At 71.4% G+C, this 10,092-nt stretch carries 12 protein-coding genes; 11 read left to right on the top strand and 1 reads right to left on the bottom strand.

Annotated elements, in window-relative coordinates; genetic code table 11:
* The 3 genes from A3IG_RS0116905 to A3IG_RS0116895 all read left to right on the top strand — a co-directional run.
* A partial coding sequence (locus A3IG_RS0116905) for an IS5/IS1182 family transposase (protein ID WP_018384765.1) occupies positions 1–262 on the top strand: 262 nt, incomplete at its 5' end.
* Between the two features lie 179 nt (positions 263–441).
* A complete protein-coding gene (gene ffh / locus A3IG_RS0116900) occupies positions 442–1,995 on the top strand; it encodes a signal recognition particle protein (protein ID WP_018384764.1) in 1,554 nt (517 codons plus the stop codon).
* Positions 1,996–2,076: 81 nt separating this feature from the next.
* Positions 2,077–2,616 carry a GNAT family N-acetyltransferase gene (locus tag A3IG_RS0116895; RefSeq protein WP_018384763.1) on the top strand — a complete coding sequence of 180 codons (540 nt, stop codon included), beginning with the start codon at positions 2,077–2,079 and terminating at the stop codon, positions 2,614–2,616.
* 27 nt (positions 2,617–2,643) lie between these two features.
* Here A3IG_RS0116895 and A3IG_RS0116890 read toward each other — a convergent pair whose 3' ends face one another.
* Complete coding sequence (locus A3IG_RS0116890) at positions 2,644–3,438, bottom strand: SAM-dependent methyltransferase (RefSeq protein WP_236719046.1); 795 nt, start codon at positions 3,436–3,438, stop codon at positions 2,644–2,646.
* A 327-nt stretch (positions 3,439–3,765) separates the two neighbouring features.
* Here A3IG_RS0116890 and proS point away from each other — a divergent pair, with 327 nt between their 5' ends.
* The 8 genes from proS (at position 3,766) to lepB (ending at position 9,875) form a co-directional block, all read left to right on the top strand.
* Positions 3,766–5,178 (top strand): proline--tRNA ligase, encoded by a 1,413-nt coding sequence (gene proS, locus A3IG_RS0116885; RefSeq protein ID WP_018384761.1) that lies wholly within the window; start codon positions 3,766–3,768, stop codon positions 5,176–5,178.
* A gap of 289 nt (positions 5,179–5,467) precedes the next feature.
* The gene (locus A3IG_RS0116880) at positions 5,468–6,058 is read left to right on the top strand and encodes a DUF4102 domain-containing protein (protein WP_026220346.1); all 591 of its coding nucleotides are present in this window, start codon (positions 5,468–5,470) and stop codon (positions 6,056–6,058) included.
* Positions 6,059–6,219: 161 nt separating this feature from the next.
* On the top strand, positions 6,220–6,666 hold the full coding sequence (gene rpsP / locus A3IG_RS0116875; RefSeq protein WP_018384759.1) for a 30S ribosomal protein S16: 447 nt from the start codon (positions 6,220–6,222) through the stop codon (positions 6,664–6,666).
* 2 nt (positions 6,667–6,668) lie between these two features.
* Entirely contained in the window at positions 6,669–6,908 is a 240-nt protein-coding gene (locus A3IG_RS0116870; RefSeq protein ID WP_018384758.1) for an RNA-binding protein, read from the top strand.
* 109 nt (positions 6,909–7,017) lie between these two features.
* A complete protein-coding gene (gene rimM, locus A3IG_RS0116865; protein ID WP_018384757.1) occupies positions 7,018–7,542 on the top strand; it encodes a ribosome maturation factor RimM in 525 nt (174 codons plus the stop codon).
* 11 nt (positions 7,543–7,553) lie between these two features.
* Positions 7,554–8,402 carry a tRNA (guanosine(37)-N1)-methyltransferase TrmD gene (trmD, locus tag A3IG_RS0116860; RefSeq protein ID WP_018384756.1) on the top strand — a complete coding sequence of 283 codons (849 nt, stop codon included), beginning with the start codon at positions 7,554–7,556 and terminating at the stop codon, positions 8,400–8,402.
* 226 nt (positions 8,403–8,628) lie between these two features.
* Complete coding sequence (gene rplS / locus A3IG_RS0116855; protein ID WP_018384755.1) at positions 8,629–8,979, top strand: 50S ribosomal protein L19; 351 nt, start codon at positions 8,629–8,631, stop codon at positions 8,977–8,979.
* A gap of 269 nt (positions 8,980–9,248) precedes the next feature.
* Positions 9,249–9,875, top strand: a complete 627-nt coding sequence (lepB, locus tag A3IG_RS30085; protein ID WP_407701029.1) for a signal peptidase I — start codon at positions 9,249–9,251, stop codon at positions 9,873–9,875.
* Positions 9,876–10,092: the final 217 nt, after the last annotated feature.

Raw genomic sequence — 10,092 nt, 5'->3', positions numbered from 1 at the left:
ATCCAAGAAGATCCGCGCCTATCTCCGCGGCCGAGGCATCAAAGCAGCGATCCCTGAACGGATCGACCAGATCAACGGCCGCATCCGGCGAGGCGAGAGCAGGTGCCGACTCAACCGCGCGGCCTACCGCCGCCGCAACGTCGTCGAACGCTGCTTCAACCGGCTCAAGCACAACAAAGCCCTGGCCACCCGCTACGACAAACGCGCCCGCCACTACCAAGCCCTGGTCACCCTCGCCTGCCTGCGACTCTGGCTGCCCTGACTTTGCGGACACGACCTAGGTGGGCCGTCGGGCCGGCCGGGTCGGGGCCCTGGCGGCCCGCGGGGCTCCGCCCGTCCGGTCCCGGGTCCGCTAGTGGCCACGGCCCCGGTCGCCGTGCGGAGCCGGATACCCTGGAGGGCGACTGTCACTGCCCTCGACCGCAAGGAACCGCGACCGACGTGTTCGATACCCTGAGCGACCGCCTTGCTGCAACGTTCAAGAACCTCCGAAGCCGGGGCCGTCTTTCCGAGGCGGACATCGATGCCACCGCACGCGAGATCCGCATCGCCCTGCTCGAGGCAGACGTGGCGCTGCCCGTGGTTCGCGCGTTCATCAAGCAGGTCAAGACCAGGGCGCTGGGCGCCGAGGTCTCCCAGGCACTGAACCCGGCCCAGCAGGTCATCAAGATCGTCAACGAGGAGCTGGTGGGCATCCTCGGCGGTGAGACCCGCCGGTTGCGGTACGCCAAGCAGCCCCCGACCGTGATCATGCTCGCCGGCCTCCAGGGCGCCGGTAAGACCACCCTCGCCGGGAAGCTCGGGCGCTGGCTGAGGAACCAGGGCCACGCCCCCCTGCTGGTCGCCTGTGACCTGCAACGCCCCAACGCGGTCAACCAGCTCAGCGTGGTCGCGGAGCGGGCCGGGGTCGCGGTGTACGCGCCGCAGCCGGGCAACGGCGTCGGGGACCCGGTCCAGGTCGCCAAGGACTCCATCGAGTACGCCCGCACCAAGCAGTTCGACGTGGTGGTGGTGGACACCGCCGGCCGCCTCGGCATCGACGCCGAGCTGATGCAGCAGGCCGCTGACATCCGCGACGCGGTCAGCCCCGACGAGATCCTGTTCGTCGTGGACGCCATGATCGGCCAGGACGCGGTGACCACGGCGCAGGCGTTCCTGGACGGCGTGGGCTTCGACGGGGTGGTCCTCACTAAGCTCGACGGCGACGCCCGCGGTGGTGCCGCGCTGTCCGTGGCGCAGGTCACCGGCCGCCAGGTGATGTTCGCGTCGAACGGCGAGAAGCTCGACGACTTCGACGCCTTCCACCCCGACCGGATGGCCTCCCGCATCCTCGGCATGGGGGACGTGCTCAGCCTGATCGAGAAGGCCGAGGCCACGTTCAGCCAGGCCGAGGCCCAGAAGATGGCCGACAAGCTGGCGCGCGGCCCCAAGGAGTTCACCCTCGACGACTTCCTGTCCCAGATGGAACAGGTCCGCAAGATGGGCTCGATCTCCAAGCTGCTCGGGATGCTGCCCGGCATGGGCCACATCAAGGAGCAGATCAACAGCCTGGACGACCGGGACGTGGACCGGGTCGCCGCGATCATCAAGTCGATGACCCCGGCCGAGCGCGAGGACCCGAAGATCATCAACGGCTCCCGCAGGGCGCGCATCGCCCGGGGCTCCGGGGTCGAGGTCAGCGCCGTCAACAACCTGGTGGAGCGCTTCTTCGAGGCCCGCAAGATGATGTCCCGGATGGCCCAGGGCGGCGGCGTCCCGGGCATGCCGGGCATCCCGGGGCTGCCCGGCGCGGCCGGCGGCGGTGCCCGGAAGAAGACCAAGGCCACGGCGAAGAAGGGCAAGAAGCGCAGCGGGAACCCGGCCAAGCGGGCGGAGCAGGAGCGGGCCGCGGCCGAACGCGCGACGGCCGGCGGCGGGGCGTTCGGCCTGCCCGGCCAGGACCAGGTGCCGCAGGACTTCGAACTGCCCGAGGAGTTCAGGAAGTTCATGAGCTGAGGCGGGCACCCGGGCGCGGCCGGACCCCCTGCGGCCGTGCCCTGATCCCGTCCGGGCCGCCGCGGTTGCGATGATGGACGCATGCGCGTGCACATTCGCCCCCCGCTGCCCAGCGACGCTCCGGCCTACTCGGCCGCGGTGCTGCGCTCGGCCGACCACATCGGCCCCTGGAACCCGGTGGATCCCAACGGGCTCCACGAACTGCTGCGCCGCCAGGGCCCGACCCTGCGTTCGTACTTCATCCTCGACAACGAGGACGGCGGGATCGTCGGCAAGGTCAACGTCGCCAACATCGTGCGTGCCCGCTTCCGCAACGGGGCCCTGGGTTACGACTCCTACGTGCCCTACGCCGGGACCGGTCGGATGACCGAGGGCATGCGGCTGGTCGTCGACCGTTGCTTCAGGGACTGCCCGGACGGCCTCGGGCTCCACCGCCTGGAAATCAACGTGCAGCCGGACAACGTCCGCTCCATCGCCCTGGCCAAGCGGCTCGGCTTCCGGCACGAGGGGTTCTCCCCCCGGATGCTGTTCATCAACGACGCCTGGCGGGACCACGAACGGTTCGCCCTGACCGCGGAGGAGTGGCCGGGCCTGGAGGCCGCCGAGCCGCCGGTGCGCTGAGGCCCCGGCGGGGCGACCGGTCGTCCCTCAGGGCACCCTGGCGACGGCGTACCGGAACACGTTGTCCAGCCGGACGCCGCCGTCGGCCCGGCGGAAGCAGCGCAGCGCCCCGACCAGCTCCTTCCTGACCCGGGCGGCGCCGGTGGCCCGCACCGCCGCGTCCAGCAGGCCGGTCGACCACAGACCGCGCACCGCGCTGTCCACGTCCGGGTAGGCGAACGGGCACGCCACCCGCCCCGAACCGTCGGGCTCCAGCCCCGCGCGCAGGGCGATCCGCTCCAGTTCGTCCGGCCCGACAAGCCGGAACGGGTCCGTGGCCGGTGCCTGGAGGACCTGTCCGGCCGTCCGGGCGGCGACCCGCACCACCCGCTCGGTCGCGCACCGCTCCGGTGGTCCCCAACCGCCGAGCACCACGGCACTGCCCCGCTCGGCCAGGCGGGCCGCGTGGGCGAGCGCGCGCTCCGGTTCCGCGAGGGCCGGCAGCTCGTCGAAGACCGTGATCAGGTTGACCGGGACGTCCCCGGGGACCGCGTCCGGCACCGTGGGAAGCAACCGCACACGGCCCCGGCGGGTACCCGGGTCCGAATCCGGGTCGGGGCGCCACCGGCGAACGGGGTCCGCCGGCCCCGCCCCCTCGTGCGGCAGCAGCCGTTCCCGGGCCAGCTCCCGCCAGCGGCCGTCGCCCTCCACCCCGGTGACCCGGGCGCCACGGGCCGCCGCCATCAGCAGCGCCAGACCGGAACCGCAGCCGAGACCGAGCAGGTGGGTGCCGGGACCCACGTCGAGCCGGGCGTACACCGCCTCGTACAGGGGGACCAGCATGCGCTCCTGGACCTCCGCCCAGTCCCGGGCCCGGGTCCGGGCGTCGGGGACACCGTCCCCGCTCCGACGCTCCGACGCACGCCTCAACCCGGGACCGACCAGGGAGCCGTCGCCCAACGCCCCGTTCGCCCCGCCGCTCACCGCACTCGTCCGCGTGCCCCCGCCCCGTGCCTCCGCCACGCCGGGGAACCCCTGGTTCCAGGCGGAGTCCGCCAGGGAACCAGGGGTCGTCGAGGCTCCTTCCGGCGACTCGGAGCACCAGGCGCCGTTCCCGGCGCACCCGTGCGGATTCACGGTGGCGGCGGCGTTCGCCGTACCATCTGCGCCATGGCAAAGGCTCCCGTGCTCACTCCCCAGGCGGACGACTTCCCGCGCTGGTACCAGGACCTGATCAACAAGGCCGAACTGGCCGACAACGGCCCGGTGCGCGGCACCATGGTCATCCGACCGTACGGCTACTCGCTGTGGGAGCGGATGCAGCAGGAGCTGGACGCCCGGATCAAGGAGGCGGGCGCGTCCAACGCCTACTTCCCGCTCTTCATCCCCCAGTCTTACCTGACTCGGGAGGCCGAGCACGTCGAAGGGTTCAGCCCCGAGCTCGCCGTGGTCACCCACGGGGGAGGGAAGGAGCTGGAGGAGCCGGTGGTGGTCCGTCCCACCTCCGAGACGATCATCAATGAGTACTTCTCCAAATGGGTGCAGAGCTACCGCGACCTGCCGCTGCTCATCAACCAGTGGGCCAACGTGGTCCGCTGGGAGATGCGTCCCCGGGTCTTCCTGCGCACCTCGGAGTTCCTGTGGCAGGAGGGCCACACCGCGCACGCCACCTACGAGGACGCCCGTGCGTACGCCGAGCGCATCCTGCACCGGGTCTACGCGGACTTCATGGTGAACGTCCTGGGCATCTCGGTGGTGCCGGGTCGCAAGACCGCCAAGGAGCGGTTCGCCGGGGCGATCAACACCCTCACCCTGGAGGGGATGATGCGCGACGGCAAGGCGCTCCAGCTCGGCACCAGCCACGAGCTGGGGCAGAACTTCGCCAAGGCGTTCAACACCCAGTACCTCGCCGCGGACGGCGGGCGGGAACACGTGTGGCAGACCTCCTGGGGCGTGTCCACCCGGATGGTCGGTGGGCTGATCATGTCCCACGGTGACGACAACGGGCTGCGGGTTCCCCCCCGGCTGGCCCCGGTCCAGGCCGTGGTGCTGGCGATCAAGGAGGACGAGGCGGTGGTGGCCAAGGTCCGCGAGGTCGGCGAGCGGTTGAAGGCCGCCGGCGTGCGGGTCGTGGTGGACGACCGCACCGACACCCCGTTCGGCCGTCGCGCAGTGGACTGGGAGCTCAAGGGCGTTCCCGTGCGGGTGGAGATCGGCCCGCGCGACCTCCAGGGCGGCACCGCGATGCTGGCCCGTCGGATCGCCGGGGGCAAGGAGCCGGCGCGGATCGACGAGCTCCCGCAGACGGTCACCGCCGTGCTGGCGGAGGACCAGGAGCTGCTGCTGCGGCAGTCCCGGGAGTTCCGCGAGGCGCGGACCGCGGACGTGGCCACGCTGGGCGAGGCGGCGGAGGCCGCGGCCACCGGATGGGCCCGGATTCCCTGGTCGGAGGTGGGCCCCGAGGGCGAGGCCAAGCTCGCCGAGCAGGGGGTGACCGTGCGCTGCCTGGTCGCTGAGGACGGGTCGGTTCCGGACGACGACGACACCCCCGGTGTCCTCGCGGTCATCGGCCGCGCCTACTGAACCACCGGTCCGCGGGGGCCGGCTGCCGTCCGCCGTCGGCCCCCGCGGCGCTCGCGTGGCGGAGTGTTCCGTTCTGCGCGAGTGGACTCTGCGTGTCGGATGATCTAGGTGTACTGAGCCCTGCGTAGCCGTCCTCACGCACCGACGGTGGCGGCTTATCGCGGGTCCTCCGCTGTTATCCGCAGGGGTTGAGGGGGAAGCCAGGTGAACCGGTACTGACTAGTACGTGCAAATTATTTGGGATGGCCCGGAATCGGAACACCGGGCCATCCCGTTTCGTTGTCACGACGTGAGCACGACACCATTTGTTCTTGCCGCCGAGCTGGCAGCCGCGTGGGCCGACATCCAGCGTCACCACCCTGAGCTGCCAAATCTGGCCTCGCCCGAATCCCTGATCGGAGAGTCGTCGTCCGCTTGCGGCACCGAGCTCTCCTTCGAACGACTGCTGCACGAGGCCGTCCACGGCATCGCCGCCGCCCGCGGTGTCCGGGACACATCACGTGCCGGCCGGTACCACAACCGACGCTTTCTGGCCATCGCCGCCGAGCTCGGTCTCGAGCACTCTGAGCAACCGCATCCCAGTAGTGGCTTCTCCCTGGTGGTGATGACCCCGGCCACCAAGCGGCGTTACCGCTCCACCATGGAGCGGCTGCGCAAGGCCCTCGGCACCCACTCCAAGGTGACCACGGCGGACACCGCCAAGTCCTTCCGCGGCCCGGCCGCACGACACGGCTCCTCCGGTGGTGGGGTCCGGGTGAAGGCCGTCTGCGGCTGTGGCCGCAACGTGCGGGTGGTACCGTCCGTCCTCGCCCAGGCGCCGATCATGTGCGGAGCGTGCGGGCAGGCGTTCCGCATCCCCGAGGCAGTGCCGGTCGGGTAATCGCCCTGACCTGGAGTGTGGCAGAATGGCGAGCTGAGTACTCGGCAGCCGCCAGGACCCCTCTCTCCTTCGGCTGACGCGTCCGTTCGAGCGCTCGGCTCCCACTGCCCCACGTGTGTCCCGTGTGCTCAACCACGTCAACACCAGGAGACACCACTCCCGTGGCAGTCAAGATCAAGCTGAAGCGACTGGGCAAGATCCGGTCGCCGCACTACCGCATCGTCGTCGCTGACGCCCGCACCCGCCGTGATGGTCGCGCGATCGAGGAGATCGGCCTGTACCACCCGGTGCAGAACCCCTCCCGGATCGAGGTCGACTCCGAGCGCGCGCAGTACTGGCTGAGCGTCGGCGCGCAGCCAACCGAGCCCGTGCTGGCCATCCTGAAGGCCACCGGTGACTGGCAGAAGTTCAAGGGCCTGCCGGCGCCGCCGCCGCTGAAGGTCGCCCAGCCCAAGGCTGACAAGAGCGCCCTGTTCGAGGCCGCCGCCAAGGACCTCGGCGACGAGCCCAAGGGTGAGGCCATCACCCAGAAGGGCAAGAAGGGCGAGAAGAAGGACGGCGAGGCGGGCACCGCCGCGTCGGCCGAGACCGCCTCGTCCGGGGCCTGACCATGCTCGAGGAAGCCCTCGAGCACCTGGTGAGGGGCATCGTCGACAACCCCGACGAGGTCTCCGTCTCCGCTCGCGAACTGCGCCGCGGCCGGGTCCTCGAGGTTCGGGTGCACCCCGACGACCTCGGTAAGGTGATCGGCCGCAACGGCCGCACCGCGCGGGCCCTGCGCACCGTCGTGGGCGCTCTCGGGGGTCGTGGCGTCCGCGTCGACCTGGTCGATGTCGACCACGTTCGCTGAGTTCAGATGATCGCCGGCTCGGGCCGGGCGGGACCGGGTGTCCTGCCCGGCCCGAGGTCGCCTGTGGTGCGGTCGTGATCCGCGCCACCGCTCGAAGAGAGTTCCCCACGTGCAGCTCGTAGTAGGCCGGATCGGCCGCGCCCACGGGATCAAGGGCGAGGTGTCGGTCGAGGTGCGCACCGACGAACCGGAACTGCGACTCGGTCCGGGAGCCGTGCTCGCCACCGACCCGGCGGCGACCGGCCCGCTCACTGTGGAGTCCGGGCGGGTGCACAGCGGCCGGTTGTTGCTGCGGTTCGTCGGGGTGACCGACCGCACCGCGGCGGAGGCACTGCGCAACACCTTGCTCATCGCCGAGGTCGATCCGCAGGAGCGCCCGGAGGACCCCGAGGAGTTCTACGACCACCAACTCGTCGATCTGGACGTGGTGACCGTGGACGGCACCGAGGTCGGCCGGATCGAGTCCATCGCCCACCTGCCCGCCCAGGACCTGCTGGTCGTGCGGCGCCCGGACGGCGGCGAGGTGCTCGTCCCGTTCGTCACCGAGATCGTTCCCGAGATCGACCTCGAGGAACAGCGCGCCGTGATCACCCCACCGCCGGGCCTGCTCGGTGACGCCGGCACGGGCGGCTGACGGGTCCCCGCATGCGCATCGACGTCATCACGATCTTTCCCGAGTACCTGGAGCCGTTGAACGTCTCCCTCGTCGGGAAGGCGCACGCCCGCGGGCTGCTGCGGCTCGGGGTGCACGACCTGCGCCGGTGGACCCACGACCGGCACCGCACGGTGGACGACACGCCCTTCGGCGGCGGACCCGGCATGGTGATGAAGCCGGAGCCCTGGGGGGAGGCACTTGACGAGGTCACCGGTGCCGCAGGTCACCCGCAGGAGGGTTCCCCGGCCGGTGGTCCGGAGCCACAGCCCCCGGTGCTCGTGGTGCCCACGCCAAGTGGACGCCCGTTCACCCAGCAGGTCGCCGTCGAGCTCTCCCAACGGCCCTGGTTGGTCTTCGCCCCCGCGCGCTATGAGGGGATCGACCGCCGGGTGATCGAGGACGCCGGGACCAGGATGCCGGTGCGGGAGCTGTCCATCGGGGACTACGTGCTGGCCGGCGGGGAGGCCGCGGTCCTGGTGATGGTGGAGGCGGTGGCCCGGTTGCTGCCCGGGGTCCTCGGCAACGTCCGCTCGCACCAGGAGGACTCGTTCGCCCCGGGACCCATGGCGAACCTGCTGGAGGGGCCCGTCTACACCAAGCCGCCGGTGTGGCGGGACCGAGCGGTTCCCGAGGTGCTGCTGTCCGGGCACCACGGTCGGATCGAGCGTTGGCGGCGGGACGAGGCCCTGCGGCGGACCGCGGCCCTGCGCCCCGACCTCATCGAGCGCACCGAGCCCGACGCGTTCGACGCGGCGGACCGGAAACTGCTGGAGGAACTGGGCTGGGTGGCCGGGGACGGCAGCCGGTTTTGGCGGTCACCCGAGGCTGTGGAAGAATGAGCCGCTGTTGTCTGGCCGTCGAACGCCCAGGCCCACCCCGGTGAAGCAACCGCAGGCAGCGCGCTCACCACGGGTGCGGACGCCAGCGGTCAGCACCGGGTCGAGGCAACGAGGCGCGACCGGCGCCCCCGCCACAGGGGGAGCGTCGCTCGCCTGACCCGACAGCACCCTTCGGCATCACGAGACCGCTGATGACCTGTGGCATCAGCGAGGAAAGCAGACGGTCATGCATCTTCTTGACGCCGTCGACGCCGCCTCCGTGCGCGACGACATCCCCGCCTTCCGCCCCGGTGACACGGTCAACGTCCACGTGCGGGTCATCGAGGGCAACCGCTCGCGCGTGCAGCAGTTCAAGGGCGTGGTCATCCGGCGCCAGGGCTCCGGTGTCCGCGAGACGTTCACCGTCCGCAAGGTCAGCTTCGGTGTCGGCGTGGAGCGCACCTTCCCGGTGCACACCCCGATCGTGGAGCGCATCGAGGTCGTGACCCGCGGTGACGTGCGCCGCGCGAAGCTGTACTACCTGCGTGGGCTGCGCGGCAAGGCTGCCAAGATCAAGGAGAAGCGCGAGACGAGCTGAGCGTCGAGCAGCAGTCCGAGGTGTTCCTCGACGGCCGGATAGGCTCTGGCCCGATGGACACCGGCGACACGACGACCGAGCGCGACCCCGCCCCCGTTTCCGAGCGGCCCACAACGGCCCCGGAGGGGGAGCGGCGGTCGCGCTCCGGCGTTCTCCCGCGGACCAGGGGCCTGCTGTCGTCGTGGTGGCCTCCCGGGCTCCGGGCTCCGCGGCGGTTGCTGCCCAGCCGTGGTGCGAGGCGTGCGGCACTGTTCGGCCTCGTGGTGTGCGTGCTGACGCTGTCCCTGGTCAACGCCCTGGTGGCGCAGCCGTTCGTGGTGCCGAGCGGTTCCATGGAGAACACCCTGCGGGTCGGCGACCGGATCATGGTGAACAAGCTGGCGTACCGTTTCGGAGACGAGGTGCGGCGCGGAGACCTGATCGTCTTCGACGGCTCCGGCTCCTTCGTCCACGGGGGCGGGGCCGGCGACTCCGACCCGCTGACCGGGCTGTTCCACAAGGCCGCCGGCCTGGTGGGGTTCGCCAGGCCGGGCGAGACGGACTACACCAAGCGGGTGATCGGGATTGGCGGTGACAGGGTCACCTGCTGTGACGCCGACGGTCGGATATCGATCAACGGCATGGTGCTCGACGAGCGGGCGTACCTCTACCCGGGGGACCGGGGGTCGACGGTGCCGTTCGACGTGGTGGTGCCGGACGGGACGCTCTTCGTGCTGGGTGACCACAGGTCCGCGTCCAGTGACTCCCGCGACCACCTGGGTCAGCCGGGGGGCGGCATGGTCCCGGTGGACAAGGTGATCGGCCGGGCGGACTGGATCGTGTGGCCACCGTCACACTTCGGCGAGGTGGAACGCCCGCGGGTCTTCGCCCGGGTCCCGGACGGAACCCATGGGTAGTCACGGGGGACGCGCGGGTGGCGAGCCCCGGAACGGGGGACACGACCCGTATGGGAGCCTCCCGCGGTGGGCCGCCGAGCCCAACGGCGTACCGCAGCCACCCCCGGAGCCGCAGCCTCCCCTTGCTCCGACGCCGCGGGACGGGAGTCCGGCGCCGGCCGACCCGCGCGACGGCGGCGGTCCGCGCACGGGGCGCGCCGAGCGACGTCGTCAGGCG

It is taken from the genome of Wenjunlia vitaminophila DSM 41686 (genome assembly GCF_000380165.1).
GTDB lineage: Bacteria > Actinomycetota > Actinomycetes > Streptomycetales > Streptomycetaceae > Wenjunlia > Wenjunlia vitaminophila.
This window is presented reverse-complemented; position numbering and strand designations above follow the sequence as displayed.

Coding starts and splice junctions, on each gene's coding strand:
- A3IG_RS0116895 (WP_018384763.1), top strand. CDS start 2,077: ATGCGCGTGCACATTCGCCCCCCGCTGCCCAGCGACGCTCCGGCCTAC.
- A3IG_RS0116890 (WP_236719046.1), bottom strand. CDS start 3,438: ATGCTGGTCCCCCTGTACGAGGCGGTGTACGCCCGGCTCGACGTGGGT.
- proS (WP_018384761.1), top strand. CDS start 3,766: ATGGCAAAGGCTCCCGTGCTCACTCCCCAGGCGGACGACTTCCCGCGC.
- A3IG_RS0116870 (WP_018384758.1), top strand. CDS start 6,669: ATGCTCGAGGAAGCCCTCGAGCACCTGGTGAGGGGCATCGTCGACAAC.
- trmD (WP_018384756.1), top strand. CDS start 7,554: ATGCGCATCGACGTCATCACGATCTTTCCCGAGTACCTGGAGCCGTTG.
- rplS (WP_018384755.1), top strand. CDS start 8,629: ATGCATCTTCTTGACGCCGTCGACGCCGCCTCCGTGCGCGACGACATC.